Below are 19893 nucleotides of genomic sequence, written 5' to 3' on the forward strand. Positions count from 1 at the left end.
TTAGTTACCCCCCTTCCGCACGGCCTTGCCGTTCACGACGATGGCGGTTCCTTCCGGGTCAGTGGACAAGTCCGCGTTCGAGGCCCACGCCTCGGCTTCGGACATGGCCGTTTCTTTGAATGCGCCGTTGGCTTCCGCTTCGGCCGCCGTGTGCTCGACCTGCACGCCGGGCGTGCCGCTGTCTTCTGGCGACTTGCTCACGACGGGATCGACACGCGGGGCCAAGGCGGTTTTCGCTTCCGCGACCTGCTGGGTGCTGCTCGCTTCTTCTTTGGTGCTCATGGCTTCTTCCTTTCTCGGTTGACGTACAAACACGGCAGTCGGGGCCGTGTACGGATTGAGCGCGGGAACGCTCACGGCGACCTGTTGACCGACGCCGTAGCGGGCCAAGTAGCCGTTCAAAAAACCCTTGTTGAAATCGCCCGTGTTGTAGGCGGACAGGGCCGCCCGGAGTGCGGCCTGTTCGTTCGGATATTTCGGCAGCGCGTTGCTGTAGAACGCGGTCAGAACTCGCGCACCGGCTGCAAGGTTCTTGCAAGTGTCGAACATGTCTTCGACGGTGTAGCCGAGCGATTTAAGGTTGGTACTGTTGACCTGCATGTAGCCCATATCGACGGAGTGCCCCGCGTCGATGGCCATGTAGGCAACGGTCACGGCGTCCTGCGCGGTCTTGATGGCGATAGGGCTTTTGAAGACGACCTTGCGGCGCTTCGGCTTGGTCTGGCCGTCTGCGGCCGTGACCATGATCGGGTTGCCCTTCTCGTCACGCTCGATCACCCACTTGACGTTCACATTGAGCGCCAAGGGGTTGCCGCCGCTCTCCACCTGAATGACCTTCTCTATCGTGGCCGGGGCCACGTTCGGCGCGCACGCCATCATCATGTCGAGGCCGATCATTGTTTGGTTACTCCCGTAGTGATGGCCGCCGGGTCGCCGATCACGGCGACCGGGCGGGCAATGCCGCGCACGCTGGCCAGCACAACGGGGCCAAAGTAGCGGCTGTCGAAGCTGCCCGCGCTGTAGCTGGAAAACAGCCAGACCTCGCCGGGCTGCACGATGTAGCGCCCGGCAGGCCAGCCCGGCAGCGCAGGCATAGCGGCGGTGTTCGGCAGGGCCACGCCGTTGACGGTCACGGGTTGGCCCGGCTCGAACTGGATGGCGTCACCCGCTACCGCCGACACCGGCTTGAGTAGCGGGGTCACGCCGGAATCCTCGCAGTCACCGGGTGCGAGGTAGCCCCGTTCGCCCATGAGGCGAACAATCGGCGAGGCGGGCGGGCACACCTCGACCAGCTCGCCACGCTTGATGCTGGCCGCTTCGGCGGTCTGCACAAGCCAAAGCCCATGCGGGGCCGAGTCCGTGAAGTTGAGGCGCAGGCCTGCGTGATAGCCGGTCGTGATCGCAACGCCGATCACTGCGGCCGCGCACAAGGCGGCGATTCCGAAGCGGCGACCTTTCATTGGACGACAAAGCCCCCGTTGCTGTTGTTGGACGGCCCGGCGGCGGCCGGGGTGGGCTTGGATTGCTGGGCCACGCGCACAACGTCAGTCGGTACGGGCTTGAGCTTCGACCGCTTGGAGAAAACCGGGTCAAAGAAGTAGAGGATTTGGCGGCCGCGGATTACCGGCTGGCCAGCGACGAACACAAGCATTTCGCCCGGCGCGGTGATCTTCTCCCCGCTGGCGTCCTTGGTCGGGCCGGGCAAGCGCATGATTTCGTCGGGCGTCATCAGCGGGCGCTGCACTTCCTGATAGCTGCGCGAAACGTTGTCGAGGACGGCACCGAACCGCTTGCCCGAAGTCGTCACCTGCTCTTTGACGACGGTGGTGGTGCCCGTCATCTTCGACATCCATTCGGCTGTCTCGACCTTGTTGGGCGCGTAGGCGATGCGGACGTGGCAGTTGGAAATGATGCTTTCGTAGTTTGAATAAGCCTTGTAGAGCTGCTGCACGTCCTGCGTGATGAGGTAGGCTTTCATGCCGTAACCGGCGATGTAGGCCAAGGCTTCCTCGAACACTTCGATTTTGCCGAGCGTCGGGAACTCGTCCAGCATCAGCAGCAAGCGGTGCTTGTGCGCCGTCTTGGCCCGGCCGTCGTCAAACTCCATTTCGTCGGCCATCGTGAGCACGATCATGGTCAACAACAGGCGGGTAAGCGGCACAAGGCGCTTGGACGTCTTCGGCGTCGAAATGAGATAGAGCGACACCGGCCGGTCGTGATCCATCAGGTCGGCAATCTTGAAGTCGTTGCGCGAAGTGTTCTCGCCAACGATAGGGTCGCGGTACAGCGCAAGGGCGTTGTTCGCCGTCGAAATGATGCTGCCCAGCTCGCGGGCCGGGGTGTTGGCCATGCGGGTGCCGACGCCGGTAATGACAAGCTGCGCTTCCCGGTTCGCCGGGTCGCCGTCATTGATGGACACCTCGCGCATTTCATCGAACAGCCCGGCCAGTGCTTTCGGGTCGCCGTCCGGGTCGTCTACAAGGTCGTTGGCCGTGTCCGGCGCGGCGAAGTCGCCCACGCCGGTCAGCATGTGGCCAATGTCCTGCAAGCAGGGCGTGCGGCCTACCTGTTCGCCCTTGTAGAGCGCGTGCAGGATCAGCCCTACCAGCAGCTCGAACGCGGCACTACGGAAGTGGTCGGACTCGATGCCCTTGCCATCGGAGTCGATGACCATCAGCGCGATGTTTTGCGCGTCACTGACCTGAAAGCGGGTGCGGAACTGGATTTCGCCCAATGGGTTCCATGCGCAGCCGGTGCCCGGCTTCGCTGGGTCAAAGCGCAGGATCACGTTGTTGGCGTGCTTCTGACGCCAGCCCGAAGTCATGGCGTAGTTTTCGCCCTTACGGTCGAGCACGAACACCGAGTGGGGCCAGCTCAACAGGGTGGGAATGACAAGGCCCACACCCTTGCCCGAACGTGTCGGGGCAAGGGCGCAAACATGCTCCGGGCCGTCGTGCCGCAGGTAGTACGTGGTGCCGGTTTCGGGGTCGTCATAGGCCCCGCAGTAGACGCCCTGCCCTTGCTTGCCCTCACGCGGCAGTAGGCCCGTTTCGCGTACCTCGTCCAGCGTAGCGAAGTGCGCCGTTCCGTGAACGTCTTCATGCTTGCGCGAGCTGCGCGTCTTGAAGCCGATCCAGAGAACATAGGTCAGCAGGCCGACCAGTACGCCGAGCGCGAAAATCACAAAGGCATAGTTGTAGGAATTGGGCGCTGAGTCGTAGAACTTGAACAGCCATCGCCACCAGTCGAAGGGCATATAAAGCTGCCCGAACAGTGACGGCCCAAGTGCCGGGTGGTAGCCAACCCGATACGCAATAAATTGCGTACATATGCTGTTCAAACCGATGATGAACAGCACTAAATAAACGCCGCCGATAAGCCGCAGCTTACCCGCCGACGAATTTTTATCGCTCATAGTTCGACCTCGTTACTCCTGTCAGTGAATCGTCCACGTCCGTCCAACTGGACGACGCGACCTAGTTTCCATGTCGCCGCCTTGGCGACTACGCGGGGGGTGGATGGCTTGACCAACATTTCATCGCCGCGCTTCAACAACAGCACTTCGCTACCGTCTTCCATGCGCCTGCGACCTTGATATGTGGCCCTGCCTGCGTCGGTGGATTGCCAAAGCCGATGATAGTCTATAGACGATATTTTGTCTCTATTTTTGTTGCGTCCTTCAATCCATTTTTGCACCGCCGGGCCAGAATCCACGGGCTGCGCGGGCTTGCCGCCTGTCCGGTTTCCCGTCGTCTTGCCGGACAGGCCAGTTTCGGCCAGAAACGCCGCATCCATGTCGTTCGGCGCAGGGGCTGGCCGGTTCGGTTTCGGCTTGGCTGTCTGGCTTCCTTTTGGTGCTATCTCCATGCGCCATTCGTTGCGCTCCACCGTCCGGCCGTCCGGTAGCGTCACGCTCTCGCTGCCCATGTGATTGACACGCACGCGGTCGCCCACGGCCGCACCGCTATTTGCCACCGCCCTTTCAAGATCGACGCCCCATAGGGTTCGGTCTTCGCCGTTCCCGTCGCGCAGCGTGACGAAGTAGCTCTTGCGGTTGCCCTTGACGTGCTCGAACGGCGCTTTGCCGAAGTCCACCAGTTCGGCGAAGTCGTCGCGGCTCGATGCCTTGATTTCGGCCTGAAAGGCCTTCTCCATTTCCTTGTGCTCGGCTGTCTCGCGGCGCATCTGCTCCATCGCCGGATCGGTGAACGTGACCTTGAGGCCGTGCATACCGGCGAGCTGGGCGACTTCAAGCCGGAACTCGTCTGTGCCTTCCACGATGAGGGCTTGGCCCTCGAACCGCTTGGATGCCAGTTCGAGCGCTACCAGTGCCGCGCCGGTCGTGGCTTTCTGCGCCTGAACGTGCGTCTTCCGGTCGATCACCATGCCGCCGTCGATGGTGCTGTACGCCATCGTCCCGTCTTTCCGGGCCTTGGGCTTGAGCTTGTCGAGAACAACAGCCTTGGCCTTGTCGGCCCGGTCGGCGGTCAGTAGCTCCCCGTTCCAGCGGCGTGTCCGTTCCTCGCGGTCGCGCAGCACGGCCAGCGCCTCGGCGTTGCCGCGCTCGGCCTGCTGCGTCAGCCAGTCGGCCCAAGTGGGCATCGTCGTCTGTTTGAACAGCGCCTGACGGCGAGCGTCTGCGCTCTGCCGGTTCTTTTGGCGCGAGGCGTCGGCCTGCTGTTTGATAGTGCCGTACATCAGGCGTTTGGTCGGCCCCTTGCCCGCGACCTTCAAAAGCATTCGCTCTGTCTGGCTCCACTGCTTCACCTGCGCATTGAAAGCCGCACTCTCGCGCTTGATCTGGTCGAGGCCCTGACGTCGGGCCAAAATGGCCGCCTGTCGCTCGCGCTGGTACTGGTTGAACAGGCCCGCTGTCGTCGGGTTATCCGGCCGCCGGGGTCGTGGCTCGTACCGCTTGCGGTTCGCCTTCGCCTCGGCCTGCCGTTCGGAAGGCTCGAACGGGCCAAGACGGTCGGTTAGGGCTTTCATGGAAAGGTCGCGGCCGACGTTGCTGGCCTTCGCCCAAATGCCTAAATCTGGCTCGCCGATGACAAGGCCAGCGCCGCGCTGGCGAACCTCTAGGCCATGCTCGGCCGCTGCGTCGTGCAGCTCCTGCCAGCTCGTCGCCTGTCGCATCGCCGGGGCCAGCTCGCGGGCCGCGTACCCGGTTAGCGTCTCGATGCCGCTGTGAGCCTCTGCGTCGGCGGCTTTGCCGCTTACCCGGCCGCGTCCGCCGCTTCCTGCTTGGCCAATAGCTGTTCTATCGCCATGTCCCGACCGTCGCAGGCCGTCAGCGCGTTCTTTTCCTCGTTGCTGTAGATCACCGCGTGTATCACCCGGCAATAGCACCGAAGTTCTTTCGGAAGCGCGAACCATACGGCAGCCGGACAGCGTTCGCAGACCGTTGAGGGTTTTGGCCTCTGGTTCATCGGCAAACGAGAGATCGTAGGACTCTCGTAAATATCGTCGAAATCTACTATCGCGCTGCTCTGGTCGCTGACCTCGATCAAGCTGGATTCGGTCACTTCGTTCTCTGGTGTGCTCATGGTTTCTATCTCCTAAGCCGTGGTCGTCATGGCGAAGCCCGTATTGGACTTCGAGGCGTTCGCAGGCCTCCATCAGCCTGCGCTTGTCGTAATAAGGTTCGATGTTCTGTAGGCCGGTCGGATGAACCTTGTTGATGGCCACATGCACATGCAGGTGGTCAGTATCGACATGCACGGCGGACACCCGTTGGTGATCGCCAAGGCCGATGGATTCGCAAAGTTCGTCTTCAATGGCGTGCAGGACTTCCAGCGGGGGCCGCTCGCCCGCCTGAAACGAAAAGACCATGTGATAGGTCTTTTCTCCCTTCGACCTGGTGTTGGCCGCCTGAGTGGCCAAGATCAGGATTGCAGCGTCGGCGGGGTCGTCCGTGCCGCAGTTGGTAACGCGGTAGCTTTCGACCTTCTCGCCTTTCGCGGTGTCGTTCGCGGTGTCCAGAATGTAGTCGGCTGTTCGCTGCCAGCTCGTCGGGTCGATGCCGCCCTTGGCCGCCACCATGTACCTGACCAGCTTGGCCGGGTTCGATGACTGGTGCGGCTTGCGCTCGATGCGATGGGCAATCATCTGGCCACCCGGATCATGATCGAGCGGACTTCATCCTGTAGGGCGCGAAAGTCCTTCATCATGGCTTCCACGTCCACCGGCCGGGCACCCTGCCCGCGCTTCTCCGCGAGCCACAATTTCAGCAACCCGGCCACCCGGCCAAGGTCGCCGTTGACGCGCACAAGATCGGCCACGGCTGACAGGTCAGCCCTTGCCCGAATGGGCGCGTTCAGTCCGGCCGCTTTCATGTAGGCGGACAACGACAAACCGGACTGAGCAGCCCGGTCGGCCAGCTCGGCCTTTTCGTCGTTGTTCACCCATACCTCTATTCGTTGGCCTCGGGGTCGGGTTCCTCGGCCCTTCCCTTTCGGTTTCTGTTCTTCGTCACTCATCAGTGCCCCTTTTCCATCGCGCCCGATGGCGCGGATTGGTGTCGTTGTCTTGCCCGGCTTGCGCCTCCTTTTTGGTGCCCGTGGCTCCTTTGTCGCGGCAGCGACCGTCAGCCTCGCAGAGCAGGATGCCGTCGAACCGCAGGTGAGTAAGGGGCGGTGTTGGACTGGTGCGGGCTTGCCCGTACCGGTACAACACACATCCTGCCCGCTACCTCTCTGCGATTGTAGGCGACTGTGCCCTGATGATCCACCCAAAACCCGGCCCAAGGGCCGAAAACCGCGATGAATCGCGTAGAATCGCATAGTGTCGCGTAGAATCGCATAAAAAGGCTTGCGTAATCGCATAGAATCGCGTACAGTCGCGTTAAATCGCTTAGATTCGCGTAGTATCGCGTTATAGGGTAGACTGAGGTGCCGCGATTGATTCGCGGGCTTCACTAGGAGGAAACAGGCATGGCAGACACGCCAAGCAAAAAGCCCCGCCGGGGCGCAGGACGTGTCGCGTTTCTGGCCCGCTTAGAGCAGTTCCGGGAACTGCTCGCAGCGGGTAACGAACAGCGCACGATTTACGACGACTTTGGCGGCGAGGCGGAATTGGGCATCAGCTACTCCCAATTCAATCGCTACGTCGTCCGGTACATAACAGGAGCAAAAGACGATGGGCACCAAAGAAAAGGCAGCGGGCAAATCGCCCCGCCAAGCCCCTCCCCGGCCCCTACAGGAGCCGCAGGAGGCCAAGCAAGGGGTAGCAGCACCCCGGCCGAAAAACCCGGCCAAAAGCGCCCCGGATTCCAGCACAACCCAAACAGCGGCAACGACCGCGACGACCTCATCTGAAAGGAGCACCGCACCTATGAACGACGTAACCACTCCGGCCCTGAACACCCTCGCCCGTCAGGTTCATTTCACGCTGCAAGGCAAGGGCGGCGTCGGCAAGTCCTTTATCTCGTCCCTGCTCGTCCAGTACCTCGGCGGCAAGGGCCTGCCGGTCACGGCCGTGGACACCGATCCGGTCAATGCCACCCTCGCCGGTTACAAGGCGTTTAACACCCAGCGCCTTGAGCTGATGGAAAACGGCTCGCTGATCGAACGTAATTTCGACCGCCTCATTGAGCAGGTAGTCGAGGAAGACACCAATTTCGTGATCGACAACGGCGCGGCGTCGTTCATCCCGCTGTCCTACTACATCGCCGAAAACGACGCCATCAACCTGATTGGCGAGAACGGCAAGCAGGTCATCATTCACACGGTCATCACCGGCGGCCAAGCCCTGCGCGACACCCTCGGCGGCTTCGCCTCTCTGGCCGAGCAGATGCCGGGCAATGCCGAGCTGGTCGTCTGGCTCAATGAGTTCTTCGGCGACATTGAGGCCGAAGGCAAAACCTTCGAGGAAATGAAGGTCTACCAGAACAACAAGGATCGTGTGCGCGGCATCGTGCGTATCGCTCGCCAGACCGGCAGCACGTTCGGCGAGGACGTGAAACTGATGCTCGATAGCAAGCTGACCTTCGATGAAATCAAGCAGTCGCCAGACTTCGGCCTCATGTCCAAGTCTCGTCTCTCGAAGGTCAAAACGGCGATCTTCGAGCAGTTGGCCACCATCATCTGAGGGGGTCGCCAATGATCGACTTTGACGAGATACGGAAACAGGTGGCGATCAAGCACAACGTGCTGATCGGCAAGGACGATCCGATACTGGTCACGGTCACGGTCAGCGATATGGTCTTGGGTCGCTACCTCGAACTGGTTTCCGACCAGTACGACGAAGCCAACAGGGCCTTGACCGTGAGCCTGCAACAGCAGGTCGAACAGTCCAAGGAAACGGCCGGGAAGGTAATCACCGACGCGGCCAACTACGTCAGCGAACAGGTGCGGCAGGCCGTGACTGCCGCCCTCGCCGATGCTGGCAACGACGTGCGGCGGCAGATAGCCAACGCGCAGGCCGCAAGCCGCGATGCGGTGGCCAGTGGCCGGGATGCGCAGGCGGCGAAGACCGGCGCGTACCTGGCTGCGGCCTTGGCCGGGGTCGCCGCTCTGGTGGCCGTGGCGGCCTTGGTGGTCGTTCTTCTGAAATGAGGCCGCCGGGCTACGGCCCGGTGCCTCCCCGAAACAGGCAACTACTTATGAAAATGATGGTGTTTCTTCTGGTCGTCATGGTCGCATACATGGCGTTCTTTCGTGACGATGGCCGGGACGCTGCGGCTGAGGCCTATACCGCGCAGCGGGTCAACGAGCAGGACAAAATTCTGGTTGAGCTTCAATCGCTCAACGATCCCCATGTATCGGATTTTGTCCGCGATTGGCGCTACTACGCGCCAACGCCTTCACCTGAGCAGCTTACTGAGCTTCGGTTAATTCAGCAGAACATCAGGAACGATAAAAGCGTGGCCGAAAAGTACACGCTGGAATGGCAAAACAAGAATGGCTTCTGCTCAAAGGTTGAAGGTGTGTTTGGCAAGATCGAATGCACGCCGGGCCTCTGACGCCATCGCATAGAGGAAAGGAGCATGGGATTAGACATTGGACAATTAAGCCCGTGGGTGGTCGGCGCTTACTTAGTACCCCTATTGGCGGTTCTGGCGTGGATCGTTGTCGGTGCATTCAAGGACGGCGAACTGCCGATGATGCCGGGGCTTCTGGCCATCATGCTGATGGGATTCGGAATGTTCGCCGTCTACGAACCCAAGCCCGACGAGTGGGAAACGTTCAAGGCCGCACACAACTGCAAGGTCGTGGCGAAGCGTGACGGTCATAGCAACAACGGAATCGGCATCACCACTCGCGGCAGCGTGGGCTACATCATCGGCGACGATACGCCCGATCAGGTCGCCTACAAGTGCGACGACGGCGTGACCTACTGGAAAAATGCGAGGTAGAACGCCGGGACGGTCGCCCGGCCGATGTGGTTGCCAACTAAACCACCGGCACCCATACAGACAAGCCCGCCAATCGGCGGGCTTCTGTTTTGCACCAAAAAGAAAGACAAGGGCGGGTATATAGCCCGCAGGCTATCAGTGGGCGGCCGGGGTAGGGTGCAGCGGCTGGATGGCCAGCCGCAGGCCCATAGCGCGAAGGATCGCGGTCAGACTGCGCACCTCCGGGTTGCCTGTCTGTGACAGCGTGCGGTAAAGCTGGTTAGGGTTCAGCTCGGCCGACTTGGCCACCTGCCGCACGCCTCCGAAGGCCTCGGCCATCTGGCGCAGGGCAATCAAGAGTTCGCCTTGTTCGCCATCCTCAAGAATGCTGTTCAGCAGCTCGACCGCGTAGGCGGGGTCGTTGCGGAACACTTCGGCCATAGCCGTGTCGTGTGCTCGATCTTTCATCGTTCAATCTCCTGTCCGTTGCTGCCAGTCACGCCAATAGGCGCAGGCCCGGTCAATGTCGGCGTTCTGCTTGCGCTTGTCGCCGCCGCAGAGCAGCAGCACGACGGTCAAGCCAGCCTTGGCGTAATAAACGCGGTAGCCCGGCCCTACGTCGATGCGCAGCTCCCACACGCCTTCACGCAGGGGCTTGTGATCGCCGAAGTTGCCAAGTTCCAAGCGCATGATGCGCCGGTCGATGGCGATTCGCGCTTTGGTATCGCGCACCTGATCGCGCCACTCGGCGAAGTGGTCGCGTCCGTTGGGGTCGAGGTAGTGCCGTATCTGCTGCATGTCTGATATTGTCGTTTATAAACGATAACCTGTCAAGAGGCAACCGTCACAATTACGGATAATTTTTTATCCGCATGTTGACCGGCGGTTATCTGCTTTGGTGCATCTTCCGCCTGCGGCCGGGCGCAAGCCTATGCGGATAGCATATTATCCGATCTACCGATAATAGAGCATCCGCACAAAGGATAGTAAATAATCCGTATGCGGATATATATCTATCATAGTATAGCGTGATAGTTTTTTATCTGTATGCGGATAGTTTGGCGTCTGCATGTGCAGATAGTGTGCTTATCGGCATATGCTGCTGCTATGATAGCTGTATGCGGATGGATTTTTATCTGAAATGTGATGCTTGTTTTTTATCCGCCTGCGGATAGTGTGCTATCATTACTGCGGATAAAAGGTTATCCGCACCATACGGAAAGGGGGCTACCATGCAGATACGTGAACAGGGCCGCAAAATTCAGTGCATCCGCACCGTGTACGACAAGGCCATTGGCCGGGGTCGGCAGACGGTCATTGCCACACTGGCCCGCTATACGACCGAAATGCCCACGACCGGGCTGGATGAGCTGACAGAGGCCGAACGCGAGACGCTGGCCGAATGGCTGGCCAAGCGCCGGGAAGCCTCGCAGAAGTCGCAGGAGGCCTACACGGCCATGTCTGCGGATCGGTGGCTGGTCACGCTGGCCAAGGCCATCAGGGAAGGGCAGGAGCTACGCCCCGAACAGGCGGCCGCGATCTGGCACGGCATGGGGGAGGTCGGCAAGGCCTTGCGCAGGGCTGGTCACGCGAAGCCCAAGGCGGTCAGAAAGGGCAAGCCGGTCGATCCGGCTGATCCCAAGGATCAAGGGGAGGGGGCACCAAAGGGGAAATGATCGGCCGGTGTGGTCGAGCTGGGCGCTGCGGCTCGTTCGCCCTTCCTTTTGGTGTCTAAACCTGTCTTCCAGCCGCTACATGCGTCCAGACCGGGCGCTGTAGTGCGATTCTGCGCGAATCTAAGCGATTTAATGCGACTGTGCGCGATTCTATGCGATTGGTTCTGCTTTTTTCTTTTCAGTTAGATCAATTTGATAGTGCTTTTCCGCTCGATAGAGCGTTTTTTTTTAGATTTAATGTTTTAAAAGAAGTTTTAGGGTCTGGAAATCGCCGTTTTTCCCTTACAGGACAATGACTTAGCCCTGTGGATGAGTGGGTAATAGACGGAATCAGGTGGGTAAAAGACGGGTCGCGGTGGGTAATGGACGGAACCGGGTGGGTAATAGACGGGCCATCCACAGACTTATCCACATTTCGGGTTTTGCCTCCGTCTATTACACACCACGGACTATAAAAGTGAGGCCCGGCGCGGCTCTCCGGGCAGCTCTCCGTCTATTACACACCGGGCGCATTCTTGCCGTTCTCCTGCTCGTCGCCGTCAGGTTCTGGCTCGTCGTCAGCGGCCAGCTCCACGGCGTCGGTGCGGCGCGTGATAAGCAGCAGCGGCCCACTCTGACCGTCTTCCTCGCGCAAGTCGTATTCGGGTAGGTCGTTGGCGTCGATCAGGCGGCGCATCATGCGGCAGAACTCTTTGAACGTGCCAGCGCTGCCGCTGCGCTCGTAGATGGTCTTGAACGCCCATTTGGCTGTGCTCTTGCCAGCAGCTCGGCGAGCGAGGCGGTAGACGAACCGGCCAAGCCCCGGCTCGATCAGGAAGTAGTCCGGGTGAACGGTCAGCACGTCGGGCTGTCTGCCGCCGGTCACTTCCCGGTAAATCCAGTTTGGTGCCTCAATCTCGACGCTGGCGACCTTGCCGGTATCGGTGCGGGACACAACGCGGTAGGGGCCAATGAGACTTTCCGCTTCCGTCTCGCGCACGACGCGCTTGCCATTGCGCGATGGCGTTTCGCGCACGCTCTTGATGGTCGTTCCTAGCAGGCGGTCAAGCGCGGCTTCCAGCTCGTCGGCCTGACGGCCGCCGTCGCCACGGCGGCAGAACTTGGCAATGTCCGAAGCGTGCGGGACGAATTTCTTGCCCGGCATGGCACCGCGCCCGGCATTGAAAAGATTCATCGACTCGGTTAGGTGTGAGATGAGCATCAGCACAATGTCGTAGTCCCATATCGACGCCATGCCATCCGGCCCGGCCTTCACTTCAACGAAGCCGTCCGGCAGGTCGTAGCGGATCACTTCGCCTGCTCGCTTGTCGCGCTTTGACAGGCGGAACAGCGCAACGTCCATCAGGCTACGGTTGTCCTTGGTGGCTACGTCGTACAGACCCGGCACGAAAAAGTCGGGCTGTCGGTCGCTCTCGGGAGGGCGACGCATTGAGGCCGGATTGCTCCGTTTGGTCTGTCCACTGGGGGACGATGTGTTAGGGATTGGGCTTCGCGGGATAGGGCTTCTATCGCGCAACTGTGCGGCCAAAGTTGCCTCGGCTTGTTGCTGGGCGACCTCGTTACTTTTCCGCCTCTGTTCGCGTTCGCCTTCTTCGCGTAGGCGCTTCTCGGCTTGCTCGAACGTCTCGCCGGGCAGGGCTGCGGCCTCCACTTTTTCGCGATACCTCTGGTGCGTCTGCTCTAGTCTGGCCAGCAGATTGCCCCCCACAATGTCACTGATTGGCTTAGGCCCGTTCATTCGGAACTCTCCTTTTTGGTGCCGATCCTGCGCTGAGTCATAGACAAAAACCCTCCGCTTGGGGCACCATTTTTGCTAAGATCAAGTAATTTCATGCGTCTGTCCTTCTGTTCGATGGCGCGATGTTCAACCAACACCAAGGGAGGTGCCACGCCGAATGCCTAGCCGACGCGACACCGATAGCAACAAAAACGAAAAGCCGGTGCCAGCGGAGCGGCTGATTTTTGCCCGCAATTTCCGTAAGGCACGCAAGGCCGCAAAACTAAGCCAGCGCGCAGTCAAGGATAAGACGGGGTTCGCACAGTCATGGATCAGCGAAGTAGAAACGGGCAAGTCACCGCTCAACATCGACAACATGGCCGAGCTGGCCAAGTGTGTCGGTGTGCCGCTGTGGCAGCTTCTCGTTCCTCCGTCGTAACCCTGCAACACTCGTCCCCTTTCCGTCTCTGTTCTGCCGAGAAGACCCCGCAAACTTGTGGGGTCTTCGTCTTTCAGGCTTGCCAAATCGCTTGCGCGATTGATAGCCTATAGACTATCATATCTGCGAAAGCAGTGATAGGCTTTAGACTATGTTTGGCAACCTGTAGGACGGAAGGATATGGACGTAATTGCATCCGATCCGAAGTCTCCCAGCATCGCATCAAATCGTGCAGAACACGATAAGCGCATAACGGAAAAATTGCGGCGCGAACTTGGGCCGCAAATATGCGAGCTGCTGGAAGACTCGACAGTGATCGAAATCATGCTCAACCCCGACGGTACGTTGTGGGTTGAACGGCTCGGGGCACCAATGGAAAAGATTGGCACGCTCCCGGCCTCTCGGGCTGAATCCCTCATGGGTACGGTGGCCTCGACGCTGCGCACCCAAATCACGGCCCTGAATCCGATTCTCGAATGCGAACTGCCGTTGGATGGTTCGCGCTTTGAAGCGTTGATTCCTCCGGTTGTGGCCGGGCCTACATTCACGATCCGTAAGAAGGCGTCGAAGATTTTCACGCTCGATAACTACGTGGAGTCGGGCATCATGACGCAGGCGCAGTGCGAGGCCATCGAGGCCGCTGTACGCAACCGCCGCAACGTTCTGGTCGTTGGTGGCACCGGCACCGGAAAAACCACCCTCACAAACGGCATCATCGACTACATGGCGAAGGCCTGCCCGCAAGACCGTATCGTCATCATCGAAGATACGGGCGAGCTGCAATGCGCCGCCAAGAACGTCGTCATTCTCCGGGCCGTCGATCACGTCGATATGACCCGGCTACTCAAGGCAACGATGCGCCTGCGGCCTGACCGTATTTTGGTCGGCGAAGTCCGCGACGGCGCGGCGTTGGCCTTGCTCAAGGCTTGGAACACTGGCCACCCCGGCGGGGCCGCCACTGTTCACGCAAATTCGGCACCTGCGGGCCTTATCCGCATGGAACAGCTAGTGGCTGAGGCCACGCAGGCGCCGATGCACGCGCTGATCGCTGAGGCTGTGGACTTGATCGTTTCGATTGAGAAAACAGCAGGCGGGAGGCGGATCAAGGAAGTCGTCACGGTCGAAGGGCACGACGGCACTCAATACCTCACTAAACCGATATAGGAATCCAACACATGATCGCAAATGCTCTGTCTGCTTCGCCAATGGCGTCGAAGGCTTCTCCCTTCATGTCCAAAGCGCGTGCGGTGCTGACCAATCCCTACTTCTGGCTGATGGCCGCTCTGTTCTTGGTGCTTCTCTTTGGTGCCATCGAACCGGCGCACGCGGCTGACGCAACCGAAGGCGGCGGCGCAGGCCTGCCGTGGGAAGGCCCGCTTACCAAGCTCAAGCAGTCGATCAGCGGGCCGGTGGCCTTCGTGATCGCGCTGCTCGGCATCATCGCGTGCGGCGCAACGCTGATCTGGGGCGGTGAAGTCTCCGAGTTCACCCGCCGCATCATCTACGTCGTTCTGGTGGTCTGCATCATCGTCTTCGCTAACACGCTGCTGACTGGTGCGCTGTTCTCTGGCGCTGTGGTGCCGCACGACGCTGCAATCTCTGCCGCTGATGTGGCCGCCTACGCGAAGGCTCACGCCGCAGCCCTGACCGGGGTAGGGGGTCGCTGATGGAAGTAATGGAATCGCGTCGTTTGACGCCATTCCACCGGGCGCTTCATCGCCCGCAGCAAATCATGGGGGGCGAACGCGAATTGATGCTGTTCTCCATGCTTGTTGCGGGCGGCCTGACCGTTTCGGCCCTGAACTTTGTGGCCACGGTCATCGGTGTAGCGATCTGGTTGGTATGCGTCTACGCCCTGCGCAAGATGGCGAAGGCCGATCCGAACATGTCGAAGGTCTACATTCGCCAGCTCAAGTATGGGCACTATTACGGGCCGTTCTCGCGGCCCTATCGGGTGGCCAAGTCGCCACGCATTTACTGATAAGGAGCGGAGAATGCTTGCGTTAGCACCCTTCCGTAGCAAGGCCGCTGGCTTGCCCGATCTGCTCAACTATGCCGCCCTCGTTGATGAGGGCGTTGTATTGGGCAAAGACGGCTCGCTGATGGCTGGTTTCTTCTTTCGTGGTGACGACGCAGCATCCGCCACTACGTCAGAACGCAACTACCTGACCGCGTTGGTCAACCAGTACCTGGCCCGGTTCGGTTCGGGCTGGGCTGTATGGACTGACGCCTCGCGCTTGGCCTCGCCGGGCTATCCAGCCCCCGAGCAGTCACACTTTCCTGAACCGATTACCGCCCTGATCGACGCCGAGCGTCGGGCGGCCTTCGTCAAGGAAAATACGCTGTTTGAAAGCGAGTACGCGCTAGTCCTGCAATACCTGCCGCCGACGCGGCGGGATTCCAAGCTGGGCGAACTGGTCTACGACGATGACGGCGTAGACGACAGCAACCCGGCCGACCGGCTGTTGCTGGGCTTCAAGAAAAAGCTCGATGACCTGCAAGACGGCCTCGGCGATCTGATGCACATGCGCCGCATGGGCACCATCACGGTAGGCGAGGGCGACGAGGCCTACCAGAGTGATGAGCTGTGCAATTACCTGCACTACGTGCTGACCAATGAGCCTATCGCGCTGCGCATCCCCGATTGCCCGATGTATCTGGATGCGTGGCTGGGCTATCCCGAACTGTGGCCGGGCGACACGCCGAAGCTGGGCAACAAGTTCATTTCGTGCGTGGCCATCGAAGGCTTCCCCGGCAACTCCTTCCCCGGCATCCTCGACATGCTCGACGGCCTGCCAATGTCCTATCGGTGGTCGTCGCGGTTCATCTTCCTTGAACAGCACGAAGCCGTCGCCGCGCTCAACCGCTACCGCTTGAAGTGGCAGCAGAAAATTCGCGGGTTCTGGTCGCAGGTCTTCAAGTCGCAGAAGGGCATGATTAACACCGACGCCCTGAAAATGGCGCAGGAAACTGAGGTGGCTATCAACGACGCCAAATCGGGATTAGTCGCTTACGGCTACTACACGCCGGTCGTGGTGCTGATGCACGAAGACCGCAATTTCCTGTCCGAACAGGCCCGCTACGTCAAGCGTGAGCTTGAACGCAAGGGCTTCGCGGCCCGTATCGAGACGGTCAACGCGCTGGAAGCGTGGCTTGGCTCGCTGCCCGGACAGACCTACCCGAACGTGCGCCGTCCTTTGGTGCATACCCTCAACCTCGCCGACCTGCTGCCGCTGGCCAGCGTGTGGCCCGGCCTGCGCGAAAACCCGTGTGATCTGTACCCGGCCGGGTCGCCGCCGCTGATGCACACGGTAACGACCGGCGCAACGCCGTTCCGTCTCAACCTGCACGTCGGCGACGTTGGCCATACCCTGATTTTCGGCCCGACCGGGGCCGGTAAATCGACCTTGCTGGCCACCCTGCAAGCGCAGTTCCGGCGCTATCGCAGCCGTCGCCGCCGCGATGGCAGCACGGCACCGGCCACGGTGACGGCGTTCGACAAGGGGCGCTCGCTGTATGCGCTGTGCAAGGCGACTGGCGGCGTTCACTACGACATTGGCAACGATGAGGCCGACACCCCGGCGCTGACGCCGTTGGTGGACATTGATAGCGAGTCAGAAGCCCTGTGGGCTGAGGAGTGGATTGCGACCTGCTACGAGTTGCAGGCCAAAAAGCCGCCGACGCCGCAGCAAAAGGCCGAGATTCACCGGGCCATGAACCTGCTGCGCGAGGCACCCCGCGAGTTCCGTTCGCTGACCGATTACGTCACGACGGTACAGGATGCCGAAGTGCGGGACGCGCTGACGCACTACACCATTTCCGGGTCGATGGGCCACCTGCTCGACGGCAAGGAAGACGGGTTGAAGATCAGCAACTACACGGTGTTCGAGATTGACGACCTCATGAAAATGGGCGACGCGAACGCCATTCCCGTGCTGCTGTACCTGTTCCGCCGGTTCGAGCGTTCGCTGAATGGCCAGCCCGCCATGCTGTCGCTCGATGAGGCTTGGGTGATGCTGGGTCATCCGGTGTTCCGCGAGAAGCTGCGCGAATGGCTCAAAGAGCTGCGTAAGAAAAACTGCCTCGTCATCATGGCCACGCAAAGCCTGTCGGATGCGGTCAAGTCCGGGCTGCTCGATGTGCTGCTGGAACAGTGCCCGACGAAGATCCTCTTGCCGAACAAGGAAGCCGACCTGCATGGCACCAAAGAGACACCCGGCCCGGCCGACCTCTATGCCATGTTTGGCCTGAACAGCAAGGAAATCGGCATCCTGAAAAACGGCCAGTACAAGCGGCAGTATTACTACAAGTCGCCGCTCGGTCGCCGTGTGTTCGAGCTGGGCTTGGGGCCTCTTACCAAGGCCTTTGTAGCGGTATCCGACAAGGAAGACTTGGCGGAGGTGCGGAACCTGATCGCCGATCACGGCGATGACTGGCCGCTTTTTTGGTTGCAACACAAAGGAGTTGATTATGAACAGTATCTTTCGCGTAAAGCTGCGTAATGGCGTTCTCTCGGCGGCCGTGACGGCCAGCGTTGCCCTTGGTGCCGGTTTCTTCGCAGCTCCGACACCGGCTTATGCAATCTACTGCTCGAACTGCTCGACGTTCTATCAGCAGATGTTCGAGTACGCCGAAGCCGTCAACACTGCGCTGAACACTGCGGAGCAACTGAGCACGCAGATTCAGCAGTACCAGAACATGGTCACGCAGGGCATGAGCCTGCCCAATTCGATGTTCGGCAGCATCGCCGCCGACCTGCAAAGCGTGGCGAATATCTACACCCGTTCGCAGGCGCTCGGCCGGAAAATCCAGAACATGGATTCCGAGTTCAACATGCAGTTTCCGGGCTTTCAGTCGTACCTGAGTTCGGCCGCGGCTTCGGCCAAGGCTCCGGCATCGAACACGATGCCCGACCGCTACGAAAAGTGGTCGGAACAGGGCCGCGACAACGTGAAAGCGGCGATGGAAGCGGCGAACCTCAATACCAGCACTTTCGAGTCTGAGGACGCGCAGCTTGCCCGCATGGTGGCCCGCTCGCAGTCAGCCGCTGGCCGTATGCAGGCGATTCAGGCGGGTAACGAAATCGCGTCGCAGAACGTCCAGCAGCTCCAGAAGCTGCGCGACCTGATCGCCACGCAAATCAATATGCAGGGCAACTACATGGCGCAACAGCAGGATCGCGTCCAGCTCGATGACGCCCTGCGTCAGCAGCGCCGCAGCGGCACCATCACACAGACCGGCAGCAATAAGGGGTACTAAATGCTCAATCTCAAACTGTCGATGTTCGTAGCCTCCCTGATCGCCGCCGCAGTCGTCGGCGGCGTCGGTTCGAGCATCGTTCTCAACGTGTTTTCCCCTGAGCCGCAGCCGGTCGCTTGCGAACCGGCACCGGCTCCGGCTCCGGGCAAAAACACCCTACGCCACGTTGATCCGGTCAACACTGGCCGCGATAAGGGGTACTGAGCTATGGCACGGCGCGAGCAACGCTTTATGTTGTGGGTCGTGCTGATGCTGCTCGCGTCGTTTGCCTTTTCGACCGATGCGATGGCACAAGCAAACCTACACGATCCCAGCGGGTCATTTACCGGGCTGCTCGATCTGGTGAAAAACAGCGCGGCGCAGTGGGATGGCAAGCTGCGAGGCTATGCCCAAACGCTGTTCTGGCTGCTGGCATCCATCCAGTTCGTCTGGACGTTCATGCCTCTGGTGTTCCGGCAGGCCGATTTCGGCGAGATTGTCGGCGAGCTAATCCGCTTCATCTTGGTGATTGGCTTCTTCTACGCGCTCCTGCTGTTCTCGGCAGAATGGGCCGACAAAGTGGTGGACAGCTTCCGAACGGCGGGCGCGACGGCGGCGGGGTTAGGTGATACCCAAATCCGGCCCGGCGACATTTTCGGTACGGCTATCGAGCTGGCCAACACTATTGGCGACGTAGAAACGTGGAACCCGCTAACGGCAACGATGGTCGCGCTGGCCGGGCTGCTGGTACTTCTGTGCTTCGCCTTCATAGCGGCGTTCATGGGCCTGACGATCATCGAATCCTACGTGGTCATCAATGCGTCGGTGCTGTTTATGGGCTTCGGTGCATCGCAGTGGACACGCGAATATGCGTTGGCCATCGTGCGTTACGCCGTTTCCGTTGGTGCCAAGCTGTTCGTCCTGACCTTGATCGTCGGCTTGATTGTGGACTCGGCGAAGACGTGGCAGGCGGCCTACAACCACGACGACGCGAGCATGTGGACGATGGTGGGGCTGGCTCTGGTCTGCGCCTATCTGGCCAAGACTATCCCCGAGCTGGTCGCGGGCATGATTAGCGGCACCTCAATGGGCGGCGGTTCGGCCATCGGTGGCATGGCAGCGGCCGGTGCAGCCGGTGCAGCGGCAGCTATTGCAACCATCGCCACGGCCGGGGCGGCCGCTCCGGCGGCGGCCGGTGCTCTAGGCGCGGCAGGTAGTGGCGGTGCAGCGGGTGCAGGTGGCCTTGGTGGTGGCGGTCTGGCTGCTGCGATCAATTCCAGCTTTGCCGGTGGCAGTGCGCCCGCAGCGGCCGCAACTGGTGGCGGCGGGGCAGCTTCCGGCCTTGGTGCAAGCACTGGCGGCCAAGCGGCGGCCAAGGGCGCATCGTCGGCAGGTGCCCGAGTGGGCGGCAGCGCCGCGCCACAATCGCCGGGGCCAGCGCCGCAGCAGCCTAGCAGCGGTGTGCAGCAGGCCGCCAAGCAGGCCGGGA

22 protein-coding genes are annotated in these 19893 nt (G+C 60.6%); 14 read left to right on the forward strand and 8 right to left on the reverse strand.

Annotated features, from left to right (window positions below; translation table 11 throughout):
- Genes V3B25_RS20425 through V3B25_RS20445 form a run of 5 tightly spaced genes read right to left on the reverse strand, consistent with a single transcriptional unit; the run spans position 1 to position 6479 of the window.
- Entirely contained in the window at positions 1-897 is an 897-nt protein-coding gene (locus tag V3B25_RS20425) for a transglycosylase SLT domain-containing protein (RefSeq protein WP_021155405.1), read from the reverse strand.
- The gene (locus tag V3B25_RS20430) at positions 894-1460 is read right to left on the reverse strand and encodes a S26 family signal peptidase (protein WP_034077587.1); all 567 of its coding nucleotides are present in this window, start codon (positions 1458-1460) and stop codon (positions 894-896) included. The genes V3B25_RS20425 and V3B25_RS20430 overlap by 4 nt, the downstream gene beginning before the upstream one ends.
- Positions 1457-3415: a type IV secretory system conjugative DNA transfer family protein gene (locus V3B25_RS20435; RefSeq protein ID WP_004167199.1), complete on the reverse strand. Its 1959-nt coding sequence runs from the start codon at positions 3413-3415 to the stop codon at positions 1457-1459. The genes V3B25_RS20430 and V3B25_RS20435 overlap by 4 nt, the downstream gene beginning before the upstream one ends.
- Positions 3412-6108 (reverse strand): TraI/MobA(P) family conjugative relaxase, encoded by a 2697-nt coding sequence (gene traI / locus V3B25_RS20440; RefSeq protein ID WP_329811463.1) that lies wholly within the window; start codon positions 6106-6108, stop codon positions 3412-3414. Before traI ends, V3B25_RS20435 begins: the two co-directional genes overlap by 4 nt.
- Positions 6105-6479 (reverse strand): conjugal transfer protein TraJ, encoded by a 375-nt coding sequence (locus V3B25_RS20445; protein ID WP_032734719.1) that lies wholly within the window; start codon positions 6477-6479, stop codon positions 6105-6107. The genes traI and V3B25_RS20445 overlap by 4 nt, the downstream gene beginning before the upstream one ends.
- Before the next feature lie 453 nt (positions 6480-6932).
- Here V3B25_RS20445 and V3B25_RS20450 point away from each other — a divergent pair, with 453 nt between their 5' ends.
- Genes V3B25_RS20450 through V3B25_RS20470 form a run of 5 tightly spaced genes read left to right on the forward strand, consistent with a single transcriptional unit; the run spans position 6933 to position 9355 of the window.
- Positions 6933-7316, forward strand: a complete 384-nt coding sequence (locus V3B25_RS20450; RefSeq protein ID WP_147690001.1) for a TraK family protein — start codon at positions 6933-6935, stop codon at positions 7314-7316.
- A 16-nt stretch (positions 7317-7332) separates the two neighbouring features.
- Positions 7333-8088, forward strand: a complete 756-nt coding sequence (locus V3B25_RS20455) for a transfer origin protein, TraL (protein ID WP_021155400.1) — start codon at positions 7333-7335, stop codon at positions 8086-8088.
- Between the two features lie 11 nt (positions 8089-8099).
- On the forward strand, positions 8100-8555 hold the full coding sequence (locus V3B25_RS20460; protein ID WP_021155439.1) for a hypothetical protein: 456 nt from the start codon (positions 8100-8102) through the stop codon (positions 8553-8555).
- A 47-nt stretch (positions 8556-8602) separates the two neighbouring features.
- Complete coding sequence (locus V3B25_RS20465; protein WP_106786081.1) at positions 8603-8962, forward strand: hypothetical protein; 360 nt, start codon at positions 8603-8605, stop codon at positions 8960-8962.
- Between the two features lie 24 nt (positions 8963-8986).
- Complete coding sequence (locus V3B25_RS20470; RefSeq protein ID WP_147692373.1) at positions 8987-9355, forward strand: cell division protein CrgA; 369 nt, start codon at positions 8987-8989, stop codon at positions 9353-9355.
- A gap of 135 nt (positions 9356-9490) precedes the next feature.
- Here the strand turns inward: V3B25_RS20470 and V3B25_RS20475 are convergent, their stop codons facing one another.
- Positions 9491-9802 (reverse strand): hypothetical protein, encoded by a 312-nt coding sequence (locus V3B25_RS20475; RefSeq protein ID WP_004167230.1) that lies wholly within the window; start codon positions 9800-9802, stop codon positions 9491-9493.
- A 3-nt stretch (positions 9803-9805) separates the two neighbouring features.
- Positions 9806-10132, reverse strand: a complete 327-nt coding sequence (locus tag V3B25_RS20480) for a type II toxin-antitoxin system RelE/ParE family toxin (RefSeq protein WP_004167231.1) — start codon at positions 10130-10132, stop codon at positions 9806-9808.
- 434 nt (positions 10133-10566) lie between these two features.
- Between V3B25_RS20480 and V3B25_RS20485 the strand changes: the two genes are divergently transcribed.
- Positions 10567-11010, forward strand: a complete 444-nt coding sequence (locus tag V3B25_RS20485) for a hypothetical protein (protein WP_329811466.1) — start codon at positions 10567-10569, stop codon at positions 11008-11010.
- 496 nt (positions 11011-11506) lie between these two features.
- Here the strand turns inward: V3B25_RS20485 and V3B25_RS20490 are convergent, their stop codons facing one another.
- On the reverse strand, positions 11507-12748 hold the full coding sequence (locus tag V3B25_RS20490) for a replication initiator protein A (protein WP_033983783.1): 1242 nt from the start codon (positions 12746-12748) through the stop codon (positions 11507-11509).
- Between the two features lie 157 nt (positions 12749-12905).
- Here V3B25_RS20490 and V3B25_RS20495 point away from each other — a divergent pair, with 157 nt between their 5' ends.
- The 8 genes from V3B25_RS20495 to trbL form a co-directional block, all read left to right on the forward strand.
- Positions 12906-13166, forward strand: a complete 261-nt coding sequence (locus tag V3B25_RS20495) for a helix-turn-helix transcriptional regulator (protein ID WP_329811467.1) — start codon at positions 12906-12908, stop codon at positions 13164-13166.
- A 180-nt stretch (positions 13167-13346) separates the two neighbouring features.
- Positions 13347-14330, forward strand: coding sequence for a P-type conjugative transfer ATPase TrbB (gene trbB / locus V3B25_RS20500; RefSeq protein WP_021155430.1), 984 nt, complete (start codon positions 13347-13349; stop codon positions 14328-14330).
- An 11-nt stretch (positions 14331-14341) separates the two neighbouring features.
- Complete coding sequence (locus tag V3B25_RS20505; RefSeq protein ID WP_021155429.1) at positions 14342-14833, forward strand: TrbC/VirB2 family protein; 492 nt, start codon at positions 14342-14344, stop codon at positions 14831-14833.
- Positions 14834-14841: 8 nt separating this feature from the next.
- Positions 14842-15147, forward strand: a complete 306-nt coding sequence (locus tag V3B25_RS20510; RefSeq protein WP_032440821.1) for a conjugal transfer protein TrbD — start codon at positions 14842-14844, stop codon at positions 15145-15147.
- 52 nt (positions 15148-15199) lie between these two features.
- Positions 15200-17668, forward strand: coding sequence for a transporter (locus V3B25_RS20515; protein WP_329811468.1), 2469 nt, complete (start codon positions 15200-15202; stop codon positions 17666-17668).
- Positions 17637-18425: a P-type conjugative transfer protein TrbJ gene (trbJ, locus tag V3B25_RS20520; RefSeq protein WP_021155426.1), complete on the forward strand. Its 789-nt coding sequence runs from the start codon at positions 17637-17639 to the stop codon at positions 18423-18425. Before V3B25_RS20515 ends, trbJ begins: the two co-directional genes overlap by 32 nt.
- Positions 18426-18629 carry a hypothetical protein gene (locus V3B25_RS20525; RefSeq protein ID WP_094833302.1) on the forward strand — a complete coding sequence of 68 codons (204 nt, stop codon included), beginning with the start codon at positions 18426-18428 and terminating at the stop codon, positions 18627-18629.
- 27 nt (positions 18630-18656) lie between these two features.
- The coding region (trbL, locus tag V3B25_RS20530) for a P-type conjugative transfer protein TrbL (protein WP_329811469.1) at positions 18657-19893 on the forward strand (1237 nt) is incomplete at its 3' end.

The organism is Stenotrophomonas sp. SMYL8 (assembly GCF_036320065.1).
GTDB lineage: Bacteria > Pseudomonadota > Gammaproteobacteria > Xanthomonadales > Xanthomonadaceae > Stenotrophomonas > Stenotrophomonas maltophilia_A.